Source organism: Arthrobacter sp. Leaf337, assembly GCF_001423745.1.
Taxonomy (GTDB): Bacteria; Actinomycetota; Actinomycetes; order Actinomycetales; family Micrococcaceae; genus Arthrobacter.
Window position 1 is genome coordinate 645171 of the sequence record NZ_LMPC01000001.1, and the last position, 26395, is coordinate 671565.

Annotated in this window: 22 protein-coding genes and 1 tRNA gene; 6 read left to right on the top strand and 17 right to left on the bottom strand. The window is 62.2% G+C overall.

The features are described from left to right. Window positions 1–190: 190 nt before the first annotated feature. Window positions 191–1618 (top strand): GH1 family beta-glucosidase, encoded by a 1428-nt coding sequence (locus tag ASF98_RS02950; protein WP_055797145.1) that lies wholly within the window; start codon window positions 191–193, stop codon window positions 1616–1618. 8 nt (window positions 1619–1626) lie between these two features. Here ASF98_RS02950 and ASF98_RS24985 read toward each other — a convergent pair whose 3' ends face one another. The 8 genes from ASF98_RS24985 to ASF98_RS02985 all read right to left on the bottom strand — a co-directional run bounded on the left by ASF98_RS24985 (window position 1627) and on the right by ASF98_RS02985 (window position 15036). After that, window positions 1627–1752 (bottom strand): hypothetical protein, encoded by a 126-nt coding sequence (locus tag ASF98_RS24985; protein ID WP_268760402.1) that lies wholly within the window; start codon window positions 1750–1752, stop codon window positions 1627–1629. A gap of 176 nt (window positions 1753–1928) precedes the next feature. Next, window positions 1929–3119 (bottom strand): elongation factor Tu, encoded by a 1191-nt coding sequence (gene tuf, locus ASF98_RS02955; protein WP_055797147.1) that lies wholly within the window; start codon window positions 3117–3119, stop codon window positions 1929–1931. A gap of 231 nt (window positions 3120–3350) precedes the next feature. Beyond that, entirely contained in the window at window positions 3351–5465 is a 2115-nt protein-coding gene (fusA, locus tag ASF98_RS02960; RefSeq protein ID WP_055797150.1) for an elongation factor G, read from the bottom strand. Window positions 5466–5534: 69 nt separating this feature from the next. Beyond that, window positions 5535–6005, bottom strand: coding sequence for a 30S ribosomal protein S7 (rpsG, locus tag ASF98_RS02965; RefSeq protein WP_026531948.1), 471 nt, complete (start codon window positions 6003–6005; stop codon window positions 5535–5537). A gap of 1 nt (window position 6006) precedes the next feature. Further along, entirely contained in the window at window positions 6007–6381 is a 375-nt protein-coding gene (rpsL, locus tag ASF98_RS02970; RefSeq protein ID WP_009358312.1) for a 30S ribosomal protein S12, read from the bottom strand. A gap of 382 nt (window positions 6382–6763) precedes the next feature. Next, window positions 6764–10663, bottom strand: a complete 3900-nt coding sequence (locus ASF98_RS02975; protein ID WP_011692815.1) for a DNA-directed RNA polymerase subunit beta' — start codon at window positions 10661–10663, stop codon at window positions 6764–6766. 93 nt (window positions 10664–10756) lie between these two features. After that, the gene (gene rpoB / locus ASF98_RS02980) at window positions 10757–14272 is read right to left on the bottom strand and encodes a DNA-directed RNA polymerase subunit beta (protein WP_028269585.1); all 3516 of its coding nucleotides are present in this window, start codon (window positions 14270–14272) and stop codon (window positions 10757–10759) included. 302 nt (window positions 14273–14574) lie between these two features. Further along, entirely contained in the window at window positions 14575–15036 is a 462-nt protein-coding gene (locus ASF98_RS02985) for a hypothetical protein (RefSeq protein ID WP_055797153.1), read from the bottom strand. A gap of 205 nt (window positions 15037–15241) precedes the next feature. Between ASF98_RS02985 and ASF98_RS02990 the strand changes: the two genes are divergently transcribed. Beyond that, window positions 15242–16441, top strand: a complete 1200-nt coding sequence (locus ASF98_RS02990; RefSeq protein WP_055797156.1) for an acetyl-CoA C-acetyltransferase — start codon at window positions 15242–15244, stop codon at window positions 16439–16441. Window positions 16442–16443: 2 nt separating this feature from the next. After that, window positions 16444–16950, top strand: coding sequence for an aminoacyl-tRNA deacylase (locus ASF98_RS02995; protein ID WP_055797159.1), 507 nt, complete (start codon window positions 16444–16446; stop codon window positions 16948–16950). 335 nt (window positions 16951–17285) lie between these two features. On the opposite strand, the gene rplL is transcribed toward ASF98_RS02995, so the two are convergent. The 9 genes from rplL to ASF98_RS03040 form a co-directional block, all read right to left on the bottom strand. Next, window positions 17286–17660, bottom strand: coding sequence for a 50S ribosomal protein L7/L12 (gene rplL, locus ASF98_RS03000; RefSeq protein ID WP_028269590.1), 375 nt, complete (start codon window positions 17658–17660; stop codon window positions 17286–17288). A 78-nt stretch (window positions 17661–17738) separates the two neighbouring features. Beyond that, a complete protein-coding gene (gene rplJ, locus ASF98_RS03005) occupies window positions 17739–18329 on the bottom strand; it encodes a 50S ribosomal protein L10 (protein WP_028269591.1) in 591 nt (196 codons plus the stop codon). A 299-nt stretch (window positions 18330–18628) separates the two neighbouring features. Then, window positions 18629–19741: a GNAT family N-acetyltransferase gene (locus ASF98_RS03010; RefSeq protein ID WP_055797162.1), complete on the bottom strand. Its 1113-nt coding sequence runs from the start codon at window positions 19739–19741 to the stop codon at window positions 18629–18631. A gap of 140 nt (window positions 19742–19881) precedes the next feature. Then, a complete protein-coding gene (locus ASF98_RS03015) occupies window positions 19882–20292 on the bottom strand; it encodes a hypothetical protein (protein ID WP_235505581.1) in 411 nt (136 codons plus the stop codon). 161 nt (window positions 20293–20453) lie between these two features. Then, the gene (gene rplA / locus ASF98_RS03020; RefSeq protein WP_011692825.1) at window positions 20454–21161 is read right to left on the bottom strand and encodes a 50S ribosomal protein L1; all 708 of its coding nucleotides are present in this window, start codon (window positions 21159–21161) and stop codon (window positions 20454–20456) included. 198 nt (window positions 21162–21359) lie between these two features. Further along, on the bottom strand, window positions 21360–21791 hold the full coding sequence (gene rplK, locus ASF98_RS03025; protein ID WP_003803853.1) for a 50S ribosomal protein L11: 432 nt from the start codon (window positions 21789–21791) through the stop codon (window positions 21360–21362). A 131-nt stretch (window positions 21792–21922) separates the two neighbouring features. Beyond that, on the bottom strand, window positions 21923–22759 hold the full coding sequence (gene nusG / locus ASF98_RS03030) for a transcription termination/antitermination protein NusG (RefSeq protein WP_055797165.1): 837 nt from the start codon (window positions 22757–22759) through the stop codon (window positions 21923–21925). 115 nt (window positions 22760–22874) lie between these two features. Further along, entirely contained in the window at window positions 22875–23159 is a 285-nt protein-coding gene (gene secE / locus ASF98_RS03035) for a preprotein translocase subunit SecE (RefSeq protein ID WP_028269597.1), read from the bottom strand. Window positions 23160–23239: 80 nt separating this feature from the next. After that, window positions 23240–23312 (bottom strand) — tRNA-Trp (locus ASF98_RS03040). Between the two features lie 275 nt (window positions 23313–23587). Between ASF98_RS03040 and ASF98_RS03045 the strand changes: the two genes are divergently transcribed. The 3 genes from ASF98_RS03045 to ASF98_RS24495 all read left to right on the top strand — a co-directional run bounded on the left by ASF98_RS03045 (window position 23588) and on the right by ASF98_RS24495 (window position 26356). Next, a complete protein-coding gene (locus ASF98_RS03045; RefSeq protein WP_055797173.1) occupies window positions 23588–24805 on the top strand; it encodes a pyridoxal phosphate-dependent aminotransferase in 1218 nt (405 codons plus the stop codon). A gap of 373 nt (window positions 24806–25178) precedes the next feature. Beyond that, window positions 25179–25505, top strand: coding sequence for a helix-turn-helix domain-containing protein (locus tag ASF98_RS24490; protein ID WP_200939284.1), 327 nt, complete (start codon window positions 25179–25181; stop codon window positions 25503–25505). After that, window positions 25502–26356 (top strand): IS3 family transposase, encoded by an 855-nt coding sequence (locus tag ASF98_RS24495; RefSeq protein WP_055797177.1) that lies wholly within the window; start codon window positions 25502–25504, stop codon window positions 26354–26356. Before ASF98_RS24490 ends, ASF98_RS24495 begins: the two co-directional genes overlap by 4 nt. The last annotated feature ends 39 nt before the right edge of the window (window positions 26357–26395 follow it).

The following is a 26395-nucleotide window of genomic DNA, read 5'->3' on the forward strand; positions in this document are numbered from 1 at the left end:
GTTATGTTTGGGCTCCTACTTGGACCCTGACACCCGGCATTATCCGGATCGGGACGCGAAGGAGCGCTTGAACAACTCATCTAGTATGCCGGATTTTGCGGGCAGAAGCGAATCACGCTATCCAAGGCAGGGTGCGCTCCCCGCCTCCCGGGTCATTGCCTTCAGCAACCGTCGAATGGATGATAGGGGCATGACTGTGCAGAACTCTGCGGCGTTGCAGAGCCTGGCCGAGCGGCTGGACCCGGATTTCGTTCTGGGTGTAGCCGCAGCCGCGTTCCAAATTGAAGGATCCCTCAAGGCCGACGGGCGCGGACCCTCCGGCTGGGACGCCTTCGCCGAGAAACCTGGCAGCATCATGGACGGCCACTCCCCTGCCGTCGCCTGCGACCATTACAACCGATCAGGCGAAGACGTCGCCCTGATGCGTGACCTGGGCATTGACTCCTACCGCTTCTCCATTTCCTGGCCCCGGATCCAGCCTGACGGCCGCGGCGCCTTCAACAGCCAGGGACTGGACTTCTATGACCGGCTGATCGATCAGCTGCTCGACGCCGGCATCTCACCGATGGCCACTCTGTACCACTGGGACACTCCCCTGCCGCTGGAGCACAGTGGCGGTTGGCTGAACCGCTCAACGGCGGAACGCTTCGCCGAATACAGCGCCGCGGCCGGTGAACGGTACGGGGATCGCGTGGCGCAATGGGTCACGCTGAACGAACCGGTTTCCGTGACGCTCAACGGCTACGCCCTGGGTGTGCATGCTCCCGGCCACGACCTGCTCTTTGATGCACTGCCGGCAGTGCACCACCAGTTGCTGGGCCACGGACTTGCCGTGCAGGCCCTGCGCGCAGCCGGTGTTGCGGGGACCGTCGGGGTAACCAACCTGCACTCCCCGGTGCGTCCGGCGTCGGGCAAGCTCACCGACAGGCTGCTGGCCAAGGTTTTCGACCTGATGCTGAACCGGGTGTATGCCGACCCCATCCTTCTGGGCAAGTATCCGAAGCCGCCGCTGCTCGCCAGGCCGTGGTTCCGGATCCTGTCCGGGGCCAAGGATGCGGACCTCAGGAACATCCACCAGCCCATCGACTTCTACGGCCTCAACTACTACTACCCGGTCAAGGTCGCCACGGGACGGGGGCCGGCCGACAGCCCTGCCGGCACGGCCGAAGCGATGGCCCGGGTGCCCTTCCATTTGGCGGCGTTCCCCGAGTATGACCTGACCGGCTTCGGCTGGCCCGTGGCCCCCGACCACATCGGCGTGCTGCTGCGCGAGATGAAGGACCGGTACGGCGACGCCCTGCCCCCGCTGTACATCACCGAGAGCGGCGCAAGTTTCCCGGAACCGGAACATGTCTCCGGTCCCATTCCGGACACCAACCGGATCGACTACCTGGCCGGCCACCTGAACCATGCACTGGCCGCCACGGCACCCGGCGGCCTCGCCGAGGACGTAAAACTGCTGGGCTACTACGTGTGGACTTTGCTGGACAACTTTGAGTGGGCCGCCGGCTACTCACAGCGATTCGGGCTGGTCCACGTGGATTTTGACACGCTGGAGCGTACGCCCAAGGAATCCTTCTACTGGTTCCAGGCTCTCAGCAGGGCGCGAAAGGCCTGAGTTCAGGCCTACTTGTTCTTGTTGGCCCGGTTGATGCGCTTTGCCCGCTCGATTTCCTGGCGGAAGTGCTTCTTCGCCCAAAACACGCCGGCCACGACCGCCGCGGCGACCAGAAGGAAAATTAACCATTCCATGATGCTGTCCTTTCGTTGTCAGCAACCCTACCAAGGCCGGACGACGAACGGTCCGTCGGGCTGCCGCGGCAACGTCATGGGGGCAAAAAACAGCCCCGCCGCGTAAATACGCAGCGGGGCTGTTGATAAGTCTCAGACGGCCGTCAGGCCTTCCGATCCCTGATCATCCAGTATTACTACTTGATGATCTTGGTGACGCGTCCCGAACCAACGGTGCGGCCGCCTTCGCGGATAGCGAAGCCGAGGCCCTCTTCCATAGCGATGGGCTGGATGAGCGCAACGGTCATCTCAGTGTTGTCGCCAGGCATAACCATTTCCGTGCCTTCCGGCAGGGTGATAACGCCGGTTACGTCCGTGGTGCGGAAGTAGAACTGCGGGCGGTAGTTGGAGTAGAACGGGTTGTGACGTCCGCCTTCGTCCTTGGAGAGGATGTAGACGTTAGCCTCGAAGTCGGTGTGCGGGGTGATTGAACCCGGCTTGACGACAACCTGGCCACGCTCTACGTCATCACGCTTCAGACCGCGGAGCAGCAGGCCACAGTTCTCGCCGGCCCATGCTTCGTCGAGCTGCTTGTGGAACATCTCGATACCGGTAACCGTGGTCTTCTGGACCGGACGGATGCCGACGATCTCGACCTCAGAGTTGATCGCGAGGGTTCCACGCTCGGCGCGGCCCGTTACAACGGTGCCACGGCCGGTGATCGTGAAGACGTCTTCGATCGGCATGAGGAACGGCTTGTCACGGTCACGTACGGGGTCCGGAACGGACTCGTCGACAGCTTCCATGAGGTCCTCGACGGACTTGACCCAAACCGGGTCGCCTTCGAGTGCCTTCAGACCGGAAACGCGAACAACCGGAGCCTCATCGCCATCGAAGCCCTGAGCCGAAAGCAGCTCGCGAACTTCCATTTCGACGAGGTCGAGGAGCTCTTCGTCATCGACCATGTCCGACTTGTTCAGTGCAACCAGCAGGTAGGGAACGCCAACCTGGCGGGCGAGCAGGACGTGCTCGCGAGTCTGGGCCATCGGGCCGTCAGTGGCGGCAACCACGAGGATTGCACCGTCCATCTGCGCAGCACCGGTGATCATGTTCTTGATGTAGTCAGCGTGACCCGGAGCGTCTACGTGTGCGTAGTGGCGCTTCTCGGTCTGGTACTCAACGTGGGAGATGTTGATGGTAATGCCGCGCTGACGCTCTTCGGGAGCAGAGTCAATAGACGCGAAGTCGCGCTGCTCGTTGAGAGTCGGGTACTTGTCGTACAGCACCTTGGAAATGGCGGCCGTCAACGTCGTCTTACCGTGGTCAACGTGACCAATGGTACCGATGTTAACGTGCGGCTTAGTCCGCTCGAACTTTGCCTTTGCCACAGGTTCCTCCTAGAACGTTTTCAAATGACTTACCCTCCGGTCGCGCTTGTCGCGGCCGAAACTTCAGTAAGTCTACTTGGGGGGCTTTGGATTGGTGAAATTGCAGATTCAGGAACTAATACTAGTCCCTCGAGCCTGTTCGTGCAGATGGCCGGAAGCCGGCCACCTGCACAGGGCTAGTTTCCGAAAATGGAAACGCACCCGAGTTTGTCGCTTTGAAAGTCCAGTGGACTACTCGCCGCGGTTCTTCTGGATGATCTCGTCGGCGACTGCCTTCGGGACCTCGGCGTAGCTGTTGAACGTCATGGAGTACACAGCGCGGCCCTGGGTCTTCGAGCGCAGGTCACCGATGTAGCCGAACATGCCGGACAGCGGGACGTGCGCACGGATGACCTTGACGCCCTGGGCATCTTCCATGGACTGCATCTGGCCACGGCGGGAGTTGAGGTCACCGATAACTTCACCCATGTATTCCTCAGGGGTGCGGACCTCGACATCCATCAGCGGTTCGAGCAGGACAGGGTTCGCCTTGCGTGCGGCTTCCTTGAAAGCCATACGGCCGGCGATCTTGAACGCCATTTCCGAGGAGTCAACATCGTGGTACGCGCCGTCAATCAGCGTGGCCTTGATGCCGACAACCGGGTAACCGGCCAGGACGCCGTCGTTCAGTGCATCCTGGATACCGGCGTCAACCGACGGGATGTATTCGCGCGGAACGCGGCCACCGGTGACCTTGTTCTCGAACTCGTACATCTCGCCTTCGGACGTGTCCAGCGGCTCGATCGCGATCTGGATCTTTGCGAACTGGCCCGAACCACCGGTCTGCTTCTTGTGCGTGTAGTCGTGACGCTCTACAGCACGCTTGATGGTTTCGCGGTAAGCAACCTGCGGCTTGCCAACGTTTGCCTCGACCTTGAATTCGCGGCGCATGCGGTCCACCAGGATGTCCAGGTGAAGCTCGCCCATGCCGGCGATGATGGTCTGACCGGTGTCTTCGTTGAGGGAGACCTGGAAGGTCGGGTCCTCAGCGGAGAGCTTCTGGATGGCCGTGGAGAGCTTCTCCTGGTCACCCTTGGTGTTCGGCTCGATAGCAACCGAGATCACGGGCTCCGGGAAGCTCATGGACTCGAGGACGATCTGGTTGGCGGAATCGCACAGGGTGTCACCCGTGGTGGTGTCCTTCAGACCGATGGCTGCGTAGATGTGGCCGGCGGTAGCGCCCTCAACGGGCATTTCCTTGTTGGCGTGCATCTGGAACAGCTTGCCGATGCGCTCCTTCTTGCCCTTGGTGGAGTTGACCACCTGAGCGCCTGCTTCCACGTGACCGGAGTACACGCGGATGAAGGTGAGCTGGCCGAAGAACGGGTGCGCGGCGATCTTGAATGCCAGTGCGGAGAACGGCTCTTCAGAGGACGGCTTGCGAGTGAGTTCCTTCTCTTCGTCGCGAGGATCGTGACCGATCATCGGAGGGACGTCGAGCGGGTTCGGCAGGTAGTCAACCACGGCATCCAGCATCGGCTGAACGCCACGGTTCTTGAATGCGGAACCACAGAAGACCGGGTAGATCTCCGAGTTGATCGTCATCTTGCGGATGCCGGCCTTGAGCTCGTCGATGGAGATCTCTTCGCCCTCAAGGTACTTCTCCATGAGTTCTTCGGAGGCCTCTGCAACAGTCTCAATGAGCGTTGCGCGGTACTCTTCGGCCTTTTCCTTGAGGTCAGCCGGGATCTCGCGGATCTCGTACTTGGCACCCATGGTGACGTCGCCCTTGGCATCGCCGGGCCAAACCAGTGCGCGCATGTAGAGCAGGTCGACGACGCCGATGAAGTCGTTCTCGGAACCGATCGGCAGCTGCATGACGAGCGGCTTGGCACCGAGGCGGCTGATGATGGTGTCTACGGTGAAGTAGAAGTCAGCGCCCAGCTTGTCCATCTTGTTGACGAAGCAGATACGCGGGACGTTGTACTTGTCAGCCTGGCGCCAGACAGTCTCGGACTGCGGCTCCACGCCTTCCTTGCCGTCGAACACGGCAACTGCACCGTCGAGGACGCGCAGGGAGCGCTCAACCTCAACCGTGAAGTCCACGTGGCCGGGGGTGTCGATGATGTTGATCTGGTTGTTTTCCCAGAAGCAGGTCACGGCGGCAGACGTGATGGTGATGCCGCGTTCCTTTTCCTGTTCCATCCAGTCGGTGGTCGAAGCGCCGTCGTGCGTTTCGCCGATCTTGTGGTTCACACCTGTGTAGAACAGAATGCGCTCGGTGGTGGTGGTCTTGCCGGCATCAATGTGGGCCATGATGCCGATATTGCGGACCTTACTAAGGTCGGTAAGCACGTCCTGTGCCACGGTGTCTCCCTTTCGGATGGACTGCACGTTCGCCGCCGGCTCGAGTGAGCCGGCGGCGTCCGGGAAGTATTACCAGCGGTAGTGTGCGAAGGCCTTGTTGGACTCGGCCATCTTGTGGGTGTCTTCGCGACGCTTCACAGCGGCACCGAGACCGTTCGAGGCATCCAGGATTTCGTTCTGGAGACGCTCGGTCATCGTCTTTTCGCGGCGGGCCTTGGAGTAGCCAACCAGCCAGCGAAGGGCAAGTGCCGTGGAGCGGCCCGGCTTGACCTCAACCGGAACCTGGTAGGTTGCGCCACCGACGCGGCGTGAGCGGACCTCAAGGGAAGGCTTGACGTTGTCCATGGCCTTCTTGAGTGCTGCTACGGGGTCGCCGCCGGACTTGGCGCGGGCGCCTTCGAGGGCACCGTAAACGATGCGCTCAGCGGTGGACTTCTTGCCGTCTACCAGCACCTTGTTGATCAGCTGGGTGACCAGCGGGGAGCCGTAAACGGGATCTAGTACTAGCGGCCGCTTGGGGGCCGGACCCTTGCGAGGCATATTACTTCTTCTCCATCTTTGCGCCGTAGCGGCTGCGGGCCTGCTTACGGTTCTTCACACCCTGGGTATCGAGGGCGCCACGGACGATCTTGTAACGGACACCCGGGAGGTCCTTCACACGACCGCCACGGACGAGCACAATGGAGTGCTCCTGGAGGTTGTGGCCTACACCGGGGATGTAAGCGGTAACCTCAACGCCACCGTTAAGGCGCACGCGTGCAACCTTACGCAGAGCCGAGTTCGGCTTCTTCGGGGTGGTGGTGTAGACGCGGGTGCAAACACCGCGGCGCATCGGGCTGCCCTTAAGCGCGGGAGCCTTGGTCTTTGAGACCTTAGGCGTGCGGCCCTTACGGACCAACTGGTTAATCGTAGGCACTCTCGTGTTCTCCGTTTTATCCGGAGCGGCCGCTGACAGCCGCTCTCCTTTTGCTTTGCCCCGCCGCCCGAGCTTTGAAGAATCTCCAGAGCAGCTGAGGCGAAGCCTTAATAGTCGGATCGCAGACCGGGACCCGGACTTGCGTCCTGATCGGTCCCTAGGCATGCAAAAATGTGGCATACGTTGCACAAGAACCCTGCAAACCGGAAACGTCGCTCTGGCTTAGCCTTTCAGCTCAGCCGGCGCACTCATCCACTGCCACAATAACAATTGGTATCCAGTCTAACATGGACGGCCGCCAAGCCTTAATCGGCGGGTTAAACGGGGATGGTCCCCCACCTTGCGGTGCGGGACCATCCCTTGATCAGGCTATGACTGCCGGCTAGCGGAAGTCGCTGCCGAGATCGTAGTCATCCAGCGGGATCGCGTGGAACTCGGGAGCTCCGTCGCCGCCCAGGGTGTCATAGGAGAAGTCGCTGAATGCGCTGGGACCTGTGAACAGGTTTGCCTTTGCTTCTTCAGTCGGCTCCACCGTGACCTCCGTGTAGCGCGGGAGACCCGTGCCGGCGGGGATGAGCTTACCGATGATGACGTTTTCCTTGAGGCCGAGCAGCGGGTCGCTCTTGCCTTCCATGGCCGCCTGCGTCAGGACGCGGGTGGTCTCCTGGAAGGAAGCTGCCGACAGCCAGGACTCGGTGGCCAGGGATGCCTTGGTGATACCCATGAGCTCAGGACGTCCGGAAGCCGGAGTCTTGCCCTCGGACACCACGCGGCGGTTGGCGTCTTCGAAGCGGCTGCGCTCCGCCAGCTCACCGGGGAGCAGGTCGGATTCACCCGATTCGATGACCGTGACGCGGCGCAGCATCTGGCGGACGATAACCTCGACGTGCTTGTCGTGGATGCCGATGCCCTGGCTGCGGTACACGCCCTGGACCTCGTCCACCAGGAACTTCTGTGCAGCACGGGGGCCCATGATGCGCAGAACCTGCTTGGGGTCGACCGGACCGTTGATGAGCTTCTGGCCCACCGCGACGTGCTGGCCGTCTTCAATCAGGAGGCGTGAGCGGCGAAGGACCGGGTAAGCGATCTCTTCACTGCCGTCGTCCGGAGTGATGACCAGGCGCATCTGGCGCTCGGACTCTTCGATGGCGATGCGGCCGGCTGCTTCTGCAATCGGTGCGACACCCTTCGGAGTACGTGCTTCGAAAAGCTCCTGGATACGGGGCAGACCCTGGGTGATGTCGTCGCCGCCGCTGGCGGAAACAGCACCACCGGTGTGGAACGTACGCATGGTCAGCTGGGTACCGGGCTCACCGATGGACTGTGCGGCGATGATGCCCACTGCCTCACCGATGTCCACGGTCTTGCCGGTGGCCAGCGAACGGCCGTAGCACAGGGCGCAGGTGCCGACGCTGGACTCACAGGTGAGTACGGAGCGGACCTTGACCTCGGTGATGCCGGCTGCGAACAGTTCGGCAATGACGACGTCGCCGCAGTCGGTGCCGCCGGCAGCCAGGACCTTGCCCTTGGAGTCAACGACATCCACGGCCAGGGTACGGGCGTACGCGCTGTTCTCAACGTTCTCGTCCAGCACCAGCTCACCGTTGGCATCAGCCACGGCAATCGGGGTGACGAGGCCGCGTTCGGTGCCGCAGTCCTCTTCACGGACGATGACGTCCTGCGAGACGTCCACCAGACGACGGGTCAGGTAACCCGAGTTGGCGGTACGCAGCGCGGTGTCAGCCAGACCCTTACGGGCACCGTGCGTGGCGATGAAGTATTCCAGCACCGACAAGCCCTCGCGGTAGGAGGACTTGATCGGACGCGGGATGATCTCACCCTTAGGGTTGGCCACCAGGCCACGGATACCCGCGATCTGACGGACCTGCATCCAGTTACCACGTGCACCGGAGGAAACCATGCGGTTGATGGTGTTCATCGGCGACAGGTTGTCACGCATGACCTGTGCGATTTCGTTGGTTGCCTTGTTCCAGATCTCGATCAGTTCCTGGCGACGCTCGTCGTCGTCGATCAGGCCCTTGTCGTACTGTCCCTGGATCTTGGCAGCCCGCTCTTCGTAACCGGCGAGGATGACCGGCTTCTCGGCCGGAACCTCGATGTCGGAGATGGCGACGGTAACGCCTGAGCGGGTGGCCCAGTAGAAACCGGCATCCTTCAGGTTGTCCAGCGTTGCCGCGGTAACAACCTTCGGGTAACGCTCGGCGAGGTCGTTGACGATGCGGGACAGTTCGCCCTTGTCGGCAACAGCCTCAACCCACGGGTAGTCCTCGGGGAGGGTCTGGTTGAAGATGACCTGGCCCAGGGAGGTCTGGACGAGCGCGGTCTGACCCGGCTCCCAGCCTTCCGGAGCTTCCCAGCCGGCGTAAGGAACAAAGCCCTCAAGACGGATCTTGACTTGGGAGTTCAGGTGCAGCTCGTGCAGGTCGAACGCCATGATGGCTTCCGAAACCGAGGAGAAGATGCGGCCTTCGCCAGCTGAACCGACACGCTTGGTGGTCAGGTGGTAGAGGCCGATGATCATATCCTGCGAAGGAAGGGTCACCGGGCGGCCGTCAGACGGCTTCAGGATGTTGTTGGAGGACAGCATCAGGATGCGGGCTTCAGCCTGGGCTTCGGGGCTCAGCGGCAGGTGGACTGCCATCTGGTCGCCGTCGAAGTCAGCGTTGAAGGCGCCACAAACCAGCGGGTGAAGCTGGATTGCCTTGCCTTCCACAAGCTGCGGTTCGAAGGCCTGGATGCCGAGGCGGTGCAGGGTAGGTGCACGGTTGAGCAGCACCGGGTGTTCGGTGATGATCTCTTCCAGCACGTCCCAAACCTGCGGACGGTAACGCTCGACCATGCGCTTTGCCGACTTGATGTTCTGGGCGTGGTTGAGGTCAACCAGGCGCTTCATCACGAACGGCTTGAAGAGCTCCAGGGCCATCTGCTTGGGCAGACCACACTGGTGCAGCTTCAGCTGCGGGCCGACGACGATGACCGAACGGCCGGAGTAGTCAACGCGCTTGCCGAGCAGGTTCTGGCGGAAACGACCCTGCTTGCCCTTGAGCATGTCGCTCAGGGACTTCAGCGGACGGTTGCCCGGACCCGTTACCGGACGGCCACGTCGGCCGTTGTCGAAGAGGCTGTCAACAGCTTCCTGAAGCATGCGCTTCTCGTTGTTGACGATGATCTCCGGAGCACCGAGGTCAAGCAGGCGCTTGAGTCGGTTGTTGCGGTTGATCACACGACGGTAGAGGTCGTTGAGGTCGGAGGTCGCGAAGCGGCCACCGTCCAGCTGGACCATCGGGCGCAGTTCCGGCGGGATCACCGGGACGGCGTCCAGCACCATGCCGAGCGGGCTGTTGTTGGTGGTCAGGAATGCGTTGACCACCTTCAGGCGCTTCAGGGCACGGGTCTTGCGCTGGCCCTTGCCGTTGGCAATGATGTCGCGCAGGAGGTCCGACTCGGCCTGCATGTCGAAGTTCTCAAGACGCTTCTTGATGGCTTCGGCACCCATGGAGCCTTCGAAGTACATGCCGTAGCGGTCACGCAGTTCGCGGTAGAGGCCTTCATCGCCTTCGAGGTCTGCGACCTTCAGGTTCTTGAAACGGTCCCAGACCTGCTCAAGGCGCTCGATGTCGGCGTCGGCACGCTTACGCACGTTGGCCATCTGACGGTCCGCGGAGTCGCGGGCCTTCTTCTTGTCGGCAGCCTTGGCGCCTTCGCCTTCGAGACGGGCAAGCTCGTTCTCGAGGTCGCGGGCGATCGTGGCGATGTCCGAGTCGCGGTTGTCGACCAGCTGCTTCTTCTCGATGTCGTGCTCAACCTGGAGGTTGGGCAGTTCTTCGTGGCGGCTGTCGGTGTCGACGCTCGTGATCATGTAGGCAGCGAAGTAGATGACCTTTTCGAGGTCCTTCGGTGCAAGGTCAAGGAGGTAGCCCAGGCGGGACGGAACACCCTTGAAGTACCAGATGTGCGTGACCGGTGCGGCCAGCTCGATGTGGCCCATGCGCTCACGGCGGACCTTGGCGCGGGTGACTTCAACGCCACACCGCTCGCAGATGATGCCCTTGAAGCGCACGCGCTTGTACTTGCCGCAGTAGCATTCCCAGTCGCGGGACGGGCCGAAGATCTTCTCGCAGAAGAGGCCGTCCTTCTCGGGCTTGAGCGTGCGGTAGTTGATGGTTTCCGGCTTCTTAACCTCGCCGTAAGACCAGCCACGGATGTCTTCCGCGGTGGCGAGGCCGATCTGCATGAGGCCGAAGGAGGATTCGCTGGACATATGGTCCCTGTTCTCTCTTGTTCTCTAAATTCTGAAGTCTTGGGTTACGGGAAGAGGGAGTACGACGGCGGGCAGTCACCCGCCGTCGTACTGCTAGACCTCTTCTACGGAACTGGGCTCTGCACGAGACAGATCGATGCCCAGTTCTTCCGCAGCCGTGAAGACTGCGTCATCAGAGTCACGCATTTCAATTGTGGTTCCGTCCGTGGAAAGCACTTCCACGTTCAGGCACAGCGACTGCATTTCCTTGATCAAGACCTTGAAGGACTCAGGAACGCCCGGCTCGGGGATGTTCTCGCCCTTGACGATGGCTTCGTAGACCTTCACACGACCGTGGATATCATCCGACTTGATCGTGAGGAGTTCCTGGAGAGTGTACGCGGCGCCGTAAGCTTCGAGCGCCCACACTTCCATTTCACCGAAGCGCTGGCCACCGAACTGTGCCTTACCACCCAGCGGCTGCTGCGTGATCATGGAGTACGGGCCGGTGGAGCGCGCGTGGATCTTGTCGTCCACCAGGTGGTGGAGCTTCAGGATGTACATGTAGCCGACCGAGATCGGATCCGGGAACGGCTCGCCGGAGCGGCCGTCAAACAGGCGGGTCTTGCCCGAGGAGTTGATCAGGCGGTCGCCGTCGCGGGTCACGTTGGTGGAGTCGAGCAGGCCCGTGATTTCTTCTTCACGCGCACCGTCGAAGACCGGCGTTGCAACAGTGGTTGAACCACTCTCGCGCGGCAGGTTCGGCAGCTGCTTGACCCACTCGGGCTCGCCTTCGATCTTCCAACCGGTCTTGGCAACCCAGCCGAGGTGCGTTTCGAGCACCTGGCCGACGTTCATACGGCCCGGAACACCCAGCGGGTTCAGGACGATATCAACGGGGGTGCCGTCGGCAAGGAAGGGCATGTCCTCGATCGGAAGGATCTTGGAGATAACGCCCTTGTTGCCGTGACGGCCGGCGAGCTTGTCGCCGTCGGTGATCTTGCGCTTGGCGGCCACGTAGACGCGGACCAGCTGGTTGACGCCCGGGGGCAGTTCGTCGTCGTTGTCGCGGTCGAAGACGCGGACGCCGATGACGGTGCCGGACTCGCCGTGCGGAACCTTCAGGGACGTGTCGCGGACTTCGCGGGACTTCTCGCCGAAGATGGCGCGCAGCAGGCGCTCTTCCGGGGTCAGTTCGGTTTCACCCTTCGGGGTGACCTTTCCGACCAGGATGTCGCCGGCTTCAACTTCGGCACCGATGTGGATGATGCCGCGCTCGTCCAGGCCTGCAAGGACTTCCTCGGACACGTTGGGGATGTCACGGGTGATTTCCTCGGCACCAAGCTTGGTGTCGCGGGCATCGATCTCGTGCTCCTCGATGTGGATGGAGGAAAGGACGTCCTCGGCAACGATGCGCTGCGAGAGGATGATGGCGTCCTCGAAGTTGTGGCCTTCCCATGACATGAATGCCACGAGCAGGTTCTTACCGAGGGCGAGTTCACCCTGGTCCGTTGCCGGGCCGTCAGCGATGATGCCGCCGACCTCCAGGCGCTGGCCTTCGCTCACCAGGACACGGTGGTTGTAGCAGTTGCCCTGGTTGGAACGGGCGAACTTGTTGATGCGGTAGTTGGTTTCCGTGCCGTCGTCGTTGAGCATGATGACGAGTTCAGCGGACACCTCGGTGACCACACCGGCCTTCTTCGCGATGACAACGTCACCGGCGTCGACAGCAGCGGCGCGCTCCATGCCGGTGCCGACGAACGGCGCCTCGGAACGGACCAGCGGCACAGCCTGGCGCTGCATGTTGGCACCCATGAGTGCGCGGTTAGCATCGTCATGCTCGAGGAACGGGATCAGCGCCGTAGCCACGGACACCATCTGGCGCGGGGAAACGTCCATAAACTCGACCTCGGCGGCGGGAACGAGCACGGGCTCGCCTCCACCACCACGGGCACGGACCAGGACGGTCTCTTCGGCGAACTTCTTGTTCTCGTCCAGCGGAGCGTTGGCCTGTGCGATCAGGACCTCTGCTTCGTCGTCGGCCGTCAGGTACTGGACCTCATCGGAAACGACACCTTCGGACACGAGGCGGTAAGGCGTCTCGATGAAGCCGAACGGGTTGATGCGGCCGTAGGAAGCCAGCGAACCGATCAGACCAATGTTCGGGCCTTCAGGGGTTTCGATGGGGCACATACGTCCGTAGTGGGACGGGTGAACGTCTCGGACTTCCATGCCTGCACGGTCACGGGACAGACCACCCGGGCCAAGCGCGGACAGACGGCGCTTGTGGGTCAGACCCGACAGCGGGTTGTTCTGGTCCATGAACTGGGACAGCTGGGAAGTTCCGAAGAACTCCTTGATGGCTGCCACAACGGGGCGGATGTTGATCAGTGTCTGCGGCGTGATCGCCTCGACGTCCTGCGTGGTCATACGCTCGCGGACGACGCGCTCCATACGGGACAGGCCGGTGCGGACCTGGTTCTCGATGAGCTCGCCGACGGCGCGGATGCGGCGGTTGCCGAAGTGGTCGATGTCATCGATCTCGACGCGCAGCTCGTGGTCCTGGCCGTCGCGCTTGCCCGTGAGGGTCTTCTCGCCGGCGTGCAGTGCAACCAGGAACTTGATCATCGCAACGATGTCTTCAACGTGCAGGACCGAAGCTTCCTTGTCGCCAAGGGAGCGGTCGATGCCAAGCTTGCGGTTGATCTTGTAACGGCCGACCTTGGCCAGATCGTAGCGCTTGGAGTTGAAGTACAGGTTGTCCAGCAGGGACTGGGCAGCCTCGACGGTGGGCGGCTCGCCCGGTCGCAGCTTCCGGTAGATGTCCAGCAAGGCGTCTTCGCGGGTTTCCGTGGCGTCCTTCTCCAGCGTTGCGCGCATGGAGTCGTACTGGCCGAACTCTTCGAGGATCTGGCCTTCGGTCCAGCCGAGGGCTTTCAGCAGCACCGTGACGGACTGCTTGCGCTTGCGGTCAAGGCGAACGCCGACCTGGTCGCGCTTGTCGATCTCGAGCTCGAACCAGGCACCGCGGGACGGGATGATCTTCGCAGTGAAGATGTCCTTGTCGCTGGTTTTGTCAGCGGTGCGCTCGAAGTAGGCGCCCGGGGAACGGACCAGCTGGGAGACAACGACACGCTCGGTGCCGTTGACGACGAAGGTGCCCTTCTCGGTCATCAGCGGGAAGTCACCCATGAACACGGTCTGCTGCTTGATTTCGCCCGTGTTGTTGTTCATGAATTCGGCTTTAACGTACAGCGGAGCCGAGTACGTAGCGTCCCGGTCCTTGCACTCGGCCATGGTGTATTTGGGATCAGCGAACTCCGGGTCGGAGAAGCTCAGGGACATGGTGCCCTGGAAATCCTCGATCGGGGAGATCTCTTCAAAGATGTCAGACAGACCGGAGCTAGTGGCGACGCTGAGGTCGCCTTCTTCGACGGCCTTCGCAACGCGTGCCTGCCAGCGTTCGTTTCCGACCAGCCAGTCGAAGCTGTCCGTTTGCAGGGCAAGCAGATTCGGAACGTCAAGAGGTTCGTGAATCTTTGCGAATGAGAGCCGGCGAGTGGCACCATCGGTGCTGTCGGCATTGATAGCGGTAGCGTTGTTTACATTAGAGGTGCTCGAGGCGACCAAGAGGGATCCTTCCACAGACCTTCAGGCGTTTTCAGATCTCCCCCGTTGCAAGCCCTGCAGAATGACTCCGCAGCGCTACCAGTCCGGTTCCGCTATATGACCCGGGGCCCAGGCTGTTCATGTTGGTGCACGTCTCGGACGGCACGTCGATGGAACAGCTGCTAGGCAAAGCCCACCGCTATATGAAGGCTGAAGGTAAACAGGGAAGACGCAAATATCTACGATACGGCAAAGCGGCGCGCGTGTCTACCCCACTTCCTCGGTTATTGCAAGCACCGTTGCCGGAGGCACCTAGTTGGGTTCTACAGCGTGAGGGTCACGCCCTCGGCGGTGCAGGCGCCGGCGTTGGCAAACACGGCATCCCGGATGGCGTCCTTGGCGGCCTGGCTAACCGGGTCGCCGGTTTCGATCTCCGAGGCCTGGTCCAGGGCGAGGACAGCCATCGATGTGAACAGCCCCTTCAGGTTTCCGGACACTCTGTCCTTGGCGTCGGCCGCCGCCAGGTAGACGTCCTCCTGGGCATTGGAATCCCTCCCGGCCGCCCGGTACTGCACGTAGAGGGAGTTGAACTTCTCACAGGCCTCTTTCACGCCGAGAACTCCGGGATCGGATGCTTCGGAAGGGCGCGACGGCGATACCTGTGAAGGTGCGGGAGAAGCCGCGGCACTGGACGACGTCGTGCTTTCCGGCGCGGGAGTGGAGACGCTGCAAGCGGTGAGTCCTGCAAAGCTTGCCACGGCTGCCATCGCGAGGATTTTTTTCAAGATACTGCTCCCTGTGTTTTGCTGCCGTTGTGCGTTTGTCGTCGCCGTCCACCCTACGCAGCCGTTTCCTGTACCGCACGTCGGCCGGATGGGCAGCAGTCCCCATGAGGGGTGGAATGGACCCCGCACCGAAGGCGTTTAATGGATAGGTGATCCGGCTCACGATAGCCTTGGCCTACATCGTCACAGATCGGAAGAGATAACCATGAGCAACTCCCCAGACAACAACGATGTTGTCATCCTCGCTGCGGCACGTACGCCGCAGGGCCGCCTCAACGGCCAGTTGGCCAGCTTCACGGCGGTGGAACTCGGGGCGCATGCCATCAAGGCGGCCCTCGCCGCAAGCGGCGTCGGCGCCGACAAGGTGGATGCGGTCATCATGGGCCAGGTGCTGCAGGCAGGAGCCGGCCAGAACCCGGCACGGCAGAGCGCCATCGGCGCCGGCATCGGCTGGAATGTCCCCACTGTCACCATTAATAAGGTGTGCCTTTCCGGCCTGACGGCCGTCATCGACGCCGCCCGCATGATCCGCAGCGGTGATGCCGCCGTCGTCGTCGCCGGCGGGCAGGAATCAATGACCCGGGCCCCGCACATCCTGCCGGGTTCCCGGCAGGGCTGGACCTACGGGACCGTCCAGGCACTGGACGTGGCAGCGCATGACGGCCTGACGGATGCCTTCGACGGACAGTCCATGGGACTGTCCACCGAAAGCAAGAACCTGGTCCTCGGCATCGACCGGGCGTCCCAGGACAACGTGGCGGCCCAGTCGCACCAGCGTGCCGCGCTGGCGGCCAAGAACGGCGTCTTCGACGACGAGATCGCTCCCATCAGCGTCAAGCAGCGCAAGGGCGATCCCATTGTCGTCTCAGAAGACGAAGGCGTGCGCCCCAACACGACGGTCGAGTCGCTGGCCGGTTTGCGCGCGGCCTTCGTCAGCGACGGCACCATCACGGCCGGCAACTCTTCTCCCCTCTCCGACGGGGCTTCGGCACTGGTGCTGACCACGCGGAAATTCGCGGAAGACCACGGCCTGGACTACCTGGCGGTTGTCGGCAAGCCGGGCCAGGTCGCGGGGCCGGACAACTCGCTGCATTCGCAGCCTTCCAATGCGATCAGGAATGCCCTCGACCGGGCGGGGTGGACCACCGAGGACCTCGACTTCATTGAGATCAACGAAGCCTTCGGTTCGGTGGCAGTCCAGTCCCTCAAGGACCTCAAGTACCCGCTGGAGAAGTGCAACATCCACGGCGGCGCCATCGCCCTGGGCCACCCGATTGGAGCGTCCGGTGCGCGCTTGGCCGGGCATGCCGCCCATGAACTGAAACGCCGCGGCACGGGAAAGGCCGCCGTATCCCTGTGCGGCGGCGGCGGGCAGGGCGAAGCCCTCCTGCTGTACCGGGACTGAACGTGGCCTCTTCCGCGGACGCGGCGGGCAACGCTGACAGCGGCGTCGGCAGGGAGCGCTTCCTGCGCGACGCCGCTGCGCGCGGGCTCGACGTCGAAATAGTGGAGCGGCTCGCAGCGAAGAGCCTTGAGGAGGCCGCTGGCATCCTGGGCATTACGCCAGCGGACATTGTGAAGTCCCTGGTGGTCAAGCACAAGGACGGCAGTTTCCTGTTTGCCCTGGTACCCGGCGACCGGCAGATCTCCTGGCCCAAACTGAGGGGGCTGGTGGGCGTCAACAAGCTCTCGCTCCCGCCGGCGGATGTCGCGCTGGAAGCCACCGGCTATGAACGCGGCACCATCACCCCGCTGGGGAGCACCAGGGCGTGGCCCGTCTACGCGGACGCGACAATCGCGGGGCGGAGGATTTCCATGGGGGCCGGGCAGCACGGCTACAGCGCCTTCGTGGATGCCGACGCCCTGACCACGGCGCTGGGCGCCGTGGTCGCGGACATCAGCGACCCTGCCTAGGTGTGTTGCTGAGGATTCGCACCACTGAGGGAATGACCGTCAACGGTTGGCCGTTGACCACCAGCCGCCAGTCGCTCAGACTGAACAGCGCCGCGTCAAGGGTGCGCGTGTTCGCTGCGCCGCATTCAGCCCGCATAGCCTTGATGAGGGCGGAGGCCTGGGCGATGCCGATCTTGTTGCCGGCAGCGTCGGCGTCGTTGGTGTCTGTTTTTGAACTTCACCGGTTGTTGGTGCGGGCCGTTCGTAGGGGCTGTTCGTGGGGGCTGTTAGTGCGGCCCCGGACGCAGAAAACCCCGCCCACCGGAGTGGACGGGGTTTCCGTGAAGCAGCGTGAGTTACTTGAGGGTAACGGTGGCGCCGGCAGCTTCGAGCTGCTCCTTGGCCTTCTCGGCAGCTTCCTTGGTGACGCCTTCGAGGACGGCCTTCGGAGCGCTGTCAACAACGTCCTTAGCTTCCTTGAGGCCCAGGGAAGTGATTGCGCGAACTTCCTTGATCACTGCGATCTTCTTGTCGCCAGCAGATTCGAGAACGACGTCGAATTCAGTCTTCTCTTCAGCTTCTTCAGCAGCACCGGCAGCGGGGCCAGCAACGGCAACAGCAGCAGCGGTAACTTCGAAGGTCTCTTCGAAGAGCTTGACGAACTCGGAGAGCTCGATGATGGTCAGTTCCTTGAAAGCTTCAATGAGCTCTTCGTTGGTGAGCTTCGCCATGGTGTGGCGTCCTTCCTATAGGTGGTGCTTGGCGGCCTGGGCCGTTGTCCTCGCACCGGAGTCTGGTCTAAAAGAGAGTTAGTTCTCTTCGGTGGCTGCGGCTTCGGCCGGAGCTTCGGTCTCTGCTGCTTCTGCGGCCGGTGCTTCTTCAGCGGCGGGCGCTTCGGCAGCTGCCGGTGCACCGTTCTCTTCTTCAAGCTTGAGGCGCAGGGCGTCGATGATGCGTGCAGCAGCGGCAGCAGGAGCCTTGAGGATGCCTGCAACCTTGGCGAGCTGCAGCTCGCGGGACTCGAGTGCTGCCAGGGCAGCAACTTCGCTGGCGTTCAGTGCCTTGCCCTCGAAGTAACCGGTCTTGATAACCAGCTGCTTGTTGGTCTTGGCAAAATCCGTCAGGCTCTTGGCAGCCGCAACTGCGTCACCCTTGATGAACGCGATTGCAGTGGGGCCGGCGAGCTGGCCGTCGAATGCTTCGACACCAGCTTCCTTGGCTGCAATGGCGGTCAGGGTGTTCTTGACGACCGAGAACTTGGTGTCCTGGCCGAGAGAAACACGCAGCTGCTTGAGCTGTGCAACAGTGAGCCCACGGTATTCGGTCAGGACAGCGGCGTTCGATTCCTTGAAATCGTTTGTGATCTCAGCTACTGCTGAAACCTTTGCAGGCGTTGCCATAACCCTCCTTCCGGGGATAGTGCCGGTATTCCGGGTCCCCGCTCAAGGTGAGCTAAAACTAAAAAACGCCCCGCGCAGATGCACGGGGCTTGGCTCAACACAGTTCAAACCGCGGAGCCTTGCTTCGTTCACCTGCGCCGGCCGCCCTATGTTCAGGGTCCTTCGTCCGGAAACCCACTGGCTCTCCCGCACACAACTGCAGAATTGAGCGATGCTCAGGAGAGTGGATTTCCAACAACCGACGGTCTTTGGTAGTTCAAGCTTACGGGCAAGGCGGCCCGTACTCCAAATCGGGCAGCTCAGCTGCTGCTGGGCCCGAGGTCCGGGAGGTCCTTCTGCCAGATCCCCGTGACTCCTGCCGTTGTGAACCCCAGCTGCTGGTTGACCTTGAGCAGGTATCGGTTCTCCGGAGCGTTCCAGGTGTAGATAACCCTGGCATCGGGGAACTGCTCGGTGAGCCGTTCCATGTTTGCCACCTTGATCAGCAGGCCCAGCTTGTTGCCCCGGTGTTCCTGCATCACCACCGTGTCGTCCTGGAACACGACGTCCTGCCGCTGGGAAAGAACGCTGATGGTGGTCAGCCCCACCAGCATCCCGGTGGCGATATGTTCGACGGCGGTGACCACCGTGCGCCGGCCCTGCGCAATGGTGGCTTCTTCCGCCTTCCTGATCATGGCGCCGTCGAACACCATCTGCTCTTCGGTCCTTGACGACGGTTCAGTGTCCTCGCCTGCCTGGTTTTCGAGGGCGGCCACCCCCTCCAGCCACTGGTCCGGGCACCGGTCCGTCCAGTGATGCAGCCGGTAGCGGCCCGCATTGGCCTGCTCCGCTTCGTCCGCCAGCTCCGCGACCAGCTTGGTGTCAAGCGGCAGCAGGCACGAGCTGAACTGCTCGATGTGCTGCAGGGTGTAGCCGGTCTTGCGGGCAAACTCCACTTCCCGGCTTCCCATCGGAACGAAGCCCAGGCCGGAGCCCGGGACCAACTGGTCATCGACCGCGCTGTTCAACGAGACGCCAGGATGGTTGGTGTCGATCAGGATCGACGTCCGGCCTTCGGCTCGGGCAAACTGCTCTGCCGCTTCCAGCAACTGGCGTCCCACTCCCTGGCGCTGGAACTCGGGCAGGATGTCCAGCGTGAATTCCGCGAGGTCCAGGTTATCGGCCAGAGGCAGGGCGATGTCTGCCGTGCCCACAATTTCGCCGTCCACCCTGGCAACGAGGATGATCTGGCGTTCATACGGGTCGGCAAGTTCCAGGAGCTTTTCCAGCGGGGTGTAGGCCAGATCGTCACTCCCCCATGTCTGCATCCGCACCTTCCGGCTCACTTCGACGGCGGCCAGGAAATCGTCGCTGTCGGGCCCGTCGAGGGAATCGGGAATCCAGAGTTGTTCGATCCGTACGTCTTTAACCATAGAGGGCGTCATTCCAGTCGTTTCTGCCACTCACCTTCAAAGCCGGCGGGCTTGAATCCAAGCGAAATATTAATCGCCAGCATATGCCGGTTTTCGCTGGCGTTCCATGCCGTCGGCGACGGCGGTGATCGGCAGGCCGGTCACAGCGTCTTCTGCCATTCGCCGTCGTACCCCGCGGGCCGGAAGCCGAGCACTACATTGATGGACAGCATGTGATCGTTTTCCGCGGCGTTGAACGTGACAGTTCGCTCCACCTGGGGATAGCCGGCGAGCAGCCGCCGGATGTTGAGGATCTTGACCAGCATTCCCAGGCGGTGCCCGCGGTGGTGGCCGGCCACGAGGGTATCGTCCTGGTTGGCCAGCCACGGCTTCCCGTCCGACACTTGGAGGACTGTGTAAGCGGCCAGCTCTCCCGTTCCCAGATGCCGGGCACTTGCCACCAAGGAGCTCAGGCCGGCCTTCTTCCACGTGGTCTCCACGTGGCGGACGCGGGTCACGTCCCAGGTTTCCTCGTCGTAGTTGAGGGCGCCCACTGGCGTATCCGTGCTCATACGGGACATCAGGACGGCGAGTACGGCGCTGCATTCACGGGGACAGCCTAACCGGGGGCGGCCTCTCAGCCAACGGAGGTTCCGCCGAGCGAAAAGAGGTGGAGACGCAGAAAGACCGCCCCGCAACTGCGGGACGGTCTTTCATGCGGAACTGCTGAGGATTAGACCTCGGTCAGGACCTTGGTGACGTTGGGGTCAACGGAGATGCCCGGGCCGAACGTGGTAGCCACGGTGGCCTTCTGGATGTAGCGGCCCTTGGAAGCGGACGGCTTCAGGCGAAGGACCTCTTCCAGTGCTGCTGCGTAGTTCTCGGCCAGCTTGATGGCGTCGAAGGAAACCTTGCCGATGATGAAGTGCAGGTTGGAGTGCTTGTCGACGCGGAAGTCGATCTTGCCGCCCTTGATGTCGTTGACAGCCTTGGTGACGTCGGGGGTCACGGTGCCGGTCTTCGGGTTCGGCATCAGGTTACGAGGACCCAGGACCTTACCAAGGCGGCCAACCTTGCCCATGAGGTCAGGGGTGGCGACGGCGGCGTCGAAGTCGGTCCAGCCGGCTGCGATCTTTTCGATCAGGTCATCGGAACCAACGAAGTCGGCGCCGGCAGCGATTGCTGCCTCTGCCTTGTCGCCCGTTGCGAAGACGAGGACGCGGGCAACCTTACCGGTGCCGTGGGGCAGGTTGACCGTGCCGCGGACCATCTGGTCAGCCTTGCGAGGGTCTACGCCCAGGCGGAAAGCGACCTCTACGGTGGCGTCGAACTTGGACGGGTTGGTGTCCTTGGCGAGCGTCACTGCCTCGAACGGCGCGTAGAACTTCTCCGCGTCGATCTTGGCGGCGGCTGCCTCATATGCTTTGCTGCGCTTTGCCATGCTGCTTATTCTCCTTGTGCAGTTGTGGTCTGCGGACCGCGCTGGGCCCTGCCACAGTTGGAATCCCGAACGGTCTTGTCCGGACCGGATGTCCAACATTTCAATGTTTAGGTGGTGCCGGTTGCCCGGCGGTGCTGTCCGCCGTCGTCATCGGTTTCTTACGTGTCCGAATGCCGACGCCGCATCAGCGGTGGGGAATTAACCCTCGACGGTGATACCCATGGAGCGGGCGGTGCCGGCGATGATCTTCGCTGCGCCTTCGAGGCTGGTGGCGTTGAGGTCTTCCATCTTGGTGGAAGCGATCTCGTTGACCTGGGCCTGGGTCAGCTTGGCAACCTTGACGGTGTGCGGGGTAGCTGAACCCTTGGCGACGCCTGCAGCCTTTTTGATGAGCTCTGCAGCCGGCGGGGTCTTGGTGATGAACGTGAACGAGCGGTCTTCGTAGACCGTGATTTCAACAGGAATAACGTTGCCGCGCTGGGCTTCCGTCGCAGCGTTGTACGCCTTGCAGAATTCCATGATGTTGACACCGTGCTGGCCAAGCGCAGGACCGATCGGCGGGGCCGGGTTAGCGGCACCTGCCTGGATCTGCAGCTTGATGAGGCCGGTGACCTTCTTCTTGGGAGCCAATGTAGGGTCCTTCTCTCAATTTCGTCCTGGGACACAGGAGCGTGCCTCAGGTTGGTGGCCGCCATGGCGAGGCGACCGGCCGCTCACGGCTGCTAAGCGGGCAGCCCTGAGCGAATTCTGGTGGGGTGTTGCTAGATCTTGGTGACCTGGTTGAACGCCAGGGTGACCGGGGTCTCGCGTTCGAAGATGGAGACCAGCACCACGAGGGTCTGCGAATCGATCTTGATCTCGGAGATCGTGGCGGGGAGGGTCTCGAAGGGACCTTCCTTGACGATGACGGACTCGCCGACTTCGAAGTCGACGTCCACGGGAGTGGCGGCGTGCTTGATCGGCTTGCCCTTCTCGGCCTGCTCTTCTTCGAAGACGGGGGCGAGCATGGAGAAGACCTCATCGAGCCGCAGCGGGACCGGGTTGTGGGCGTTGCCCACGAAGCCGGTGACGCCGGGGGTGTGCCGGACGGCACCCCAGGAGGCGTCAGTCAGGTCCATGCGGACCAGCACGTAGCCCGGGATGCGGACGCGGTTGATGACCTTGCGCTGAGCGTTTTTGATCTCAACGACTTCTTCCATCGGGACCTGGATTTCGAAGATGTAATCTTCCATGTCCAGGGTCTGGATGCGGGTCTCAAGATTGGCCTTGACGCGGTTTTCGTAACCCGCGTAGGAGTGGATGACGTACCAGTCGCCTTCCTGGCGGCGCAGCTTGGCCTTGAATTCCTCGGCGGGATCAACCTCAGCCTTGGCGGCCGCGGCGGCCAGGGCGTCGGCCTCATCGTCCTCGGAGCCGGCTTCGTCAGAGTCTTCGTCTGCTTCGGCGTCGTCAGCGTCGGCCTCAGAGGAATCGTCTGCGGAATCGGGCGCAGCAGACTCAACCTCTGACTCTTCCCCGGCTACCGCCGCGGCGTCTGTTGTGCTGTCCGTGGACCCATCCAGCTCAGTCTCAGTTACCTCGAGCTCCTGCTCAGACACTTGGTCTCCTGCTTCCTCATTGCCTAACATGCCTATTTAAATGGCTCAATTCCGCACACCCCGTGAATGCTTCCGGATTCCCGGAGCATTCCACGCAGTCTGCGGACGGATCGCCTTAGCGGTCCGCGGGGCCTGTGCCGCCGAAGACCCAGCTCACTCCGGTCCCGAAAGCCAAGTCCAGGACGGTAACAATGAGCATCATGATGATCACGAACACCAGCACCACGAGCGTGTAATTGATCAGTTCCTTGCGGGTGGGTGCTACGACCTTCTTCAGTTCGCCGATGACCTGGCGGACGAAGAGTGCGATGCGAGCGAAGAAGCCGGCCTTGGCGGCATTCTTGGCGGGGCGGCCCTTGGAGCTGCTTGCAGCTGTTTCGGTCACCTGGTCCTCACTCATCCTCGCAAAGTCGGATACCCGGCTCTGAACTGAACCATGGTTGCTGCGCTGGTTCCGGCTAACCGCCGGAACCGCTTGCGCAGGGCAGACAGGACTCGAACCTGCAACCTGCGGTTTTGGAGACCGCTGCGCTACCAATTGCGCCACTACCCTATGGATCGAAAACCAATCACACCATACTTCCCGCAAACTTCACGGGGCGCAGGCCATCATCGTGTTTTCAACACCGGAGAACTAGTCTACGCAACAACTGCGCTTACGTCGAACCAGCCTCATTTCGGACCCTCTTCGCGGCTGCCAGGGCCTGCCGACCGGGACACGGTCACATTCCTGGCCGTCACGCTGAACGATCCGCTGAACAGCATAGAGTAGATCTCGTCGAATCCCACATCCAGCCATCGAGCTGCAAGCGAAGAATGGACCCCGCCATGCCTGCCGCCCGCGTTTCCCAACGCATTTCCGCTATCGCCGAATCCGCCACCCTGGCCGTTGATGCCAAGGCCAAGGCACTCAAGGCAGCCGGACGGCCGGTCATCGGCTTCGGCGCCGGGGAACCCGACTTCCCGACACCCGGTTACATCGTTCAGGCCGCAATTGAGGCCGCCAGCCAGCCCAAGTACCACCGTTACTCCCCCGCCGGCGGGCTCCCGGAGCTCAAGCAGGCCATTGCGGACAAGACGCTGCGGGATTCCGGCTACAAGGCCGAGGCGTCACAGGTCCTGGTCACCAACGGCGGCAAGCAGGCCGTGTACAACACCTTCGCCACGCTGGTCGATCCGGGCGATGAGGTCATTGTTCCCACGCCGTTCTGGACCACGTACCCGGAAGCCATCCGGCTGGCCGGCGGCGTGCCCGTGGAGGTCTTCGCGGGCCCGGAACAGGACTACCTCGTCACCGTGGAGCAGCTCGAAGCCGCCCTGACCGAGCGCACCAAGATCCTGCTGTTCGTCTCGCCGTCCAACCCCACCGGTTCGGTGTACCCGCCTGAGCAGGTCCGCGAAATCGGATTGTGGGCAGCCTCCAAGGGGCTGTGGGTGGTCACCGACGAAATCTACGAACACCTCACCTACGACGGCGTTCCCTTCACGTCCATTGCCACGGCCGTTCCGGAACTCGGCGACAAGGTGGTCATCCTGAACGGGGTGGCCAAGACCTACGCCATGACCGGCTGGCGCGTGGGCTGGATGATCGGCCCGGCGGACGTCATCAAGGCGGCCACCAACCTGCAGTCGCACGCCACCTCAAACGTGTCCAACATCCCGCAGGTTGCTGCACTTGCGGCCGTCTCCGGCCCGCTCACCGCGGTGGACGAGATGAAGGTGGCCTTCGACCGCCGCCGGAAGGCGATTGTCGCCGGCCTGAACGCCATTGACGGGGTGGAATGCCCGACGCCGAAGGGCGCCTTTTACGTCTACGCGGACGTCCGCGGTCTGCTGGGCAAGGAATTCGAGACGGCGAACGGGACCGCCCGCCCGCAGACTTCCGCCGAGCTCGCTGCGCTCATCCTGGACGAGGTTGAGGTTGCGGTCGTGCCGGGCGAGGCTTTCGGCCCCTCGGGCTTCCTGCGCCTCTCCTACGCCCTTGGTGACGACGACCTGGCCACCGGTGTGGCGCGGCTCCAGAGCTTCCTCGGCAAGGCCAAGTAGGCACCCTCTCTCACTTTTCGCAGGAAAACTACAGACGCTCTCTCACTTTCTGAACTGCTTCCCGGAAGTTGGACTGAGAAATTCAGTTCCGACTTCCGGGGAGCAGTTTTTATGCGTGCATATAGTTCTTTGTCTGAGGTCCAGCGTGTATGAACTGCTTCCCGGAAGTTGGACTGAGAAATTCAGTTCCGACTTCCGGGGAGCAGTTTTTATGCGTGCATATAGTTCTTTGTCTGAGGTCCAGCGTGTGGCGGCGGTAGCGTGGTTTGAGAAGGGCGTTGGGTATCGGGCGGCGGCCCGGTTGCTGGATGCGCCTTCTGTGCCGGTAAGGGCACTGTATGGGCGGTGGAGGATTCATGGGCAAGGAGTGCTGGTGAGCAAACCGGCAAAGTCGTACTCGTTTGAGTTCAAGCTGGCGTTGGTCGAACGGTTCCTCGCGGGTGAGACCGGCCCGGACCTGGCGGTGGAGGCCGGCTTGTCCTCGCGTCAGTTGCTGCAAAAGTGGGTCCGGGCGTATCGCCGTGATGGTGCGGAGGCCTTGCGTCCCAAGACCAAAGGCAGGCCCGCGAAGTCCGCAGCTCCCCCTCCACCGGCTGAGTTAACCGAGCTGGAACGGTTGCGCCGGGAGAACGAGCGGCTCCGCGCGGAGGTGGCGTATCTGGGAAAACTGCGGGCCTTGAGGGATCAGGGACGACGGTGAAGGTCCAGGCCGTCGTTTCCCTCAAGGCTGGCTACCCTCTCCCGGTCCTGTTGGACGTCGCCGGGCTGGCCCGGTCAACGTTCTTCTATCACCAGGCCCGTCTCCAGGGGCCGGACCCGAAAGAGAAGCTCAAAGCGGCGGTTACGGAGATCTTTGGAACGAACCATGGCCGGTACGGGCACCGGCGGGTCCACGCGGAGCTAGTCAAGCAAGGGTGGACGGTCGCGAAGAAGACCGTGCTGAAACTGATGCGCTCACTTCAGCTGTTCTGCAAGGTCCGGCGCAGGAAGCGCTACAACTCTTACCCGGGCGCACAGGGCAGGATTGCCCCGAACCTGCTGGATCGACAGTTCGAGGCCGATGCCCCGAACCAGAAGTGGGTGACCGACGTGACCGAATTCAGCGTCGGGGACCGGAAGCTCTACCTCTCCCCGGTCATGGACCTCTTCGACCGGCAGATCATCTCCTATTCCGTTGGCAGCTCGCCGAACCTGGAACTGACCAACAGTTCGCTCCGCAGTGCCCTCGCCTGTCTTGAACCGGGCCAGCAGCCGCTGGTGCATTCAGACCAGGGCGTCCAATACCAGCACGTCTCATGGCGGACCCTCCTGGCGGGTGCAGGCGCTGCCCAGTCAATGTCCCGCAAGGGCAACTGCTACGACAACGCCGTCATGGAGAACTTCTTCGGCCACCTCAAAGAAGAACTCTTCCACCACGTCCGGTTCATCAGCACCGACGCCCTGGCAACAGCAGTGAACGAGTACATCCACTGGTACAACAACGAAAGAATCTCTACAAAGCTCAAGGGTCTGAGTCCGGTGCAATACCGTGCCCAGACCCGTGCGGCCTAGAATCCCATTTAGCCAGTCCAACTATCGGGGACCACTTCA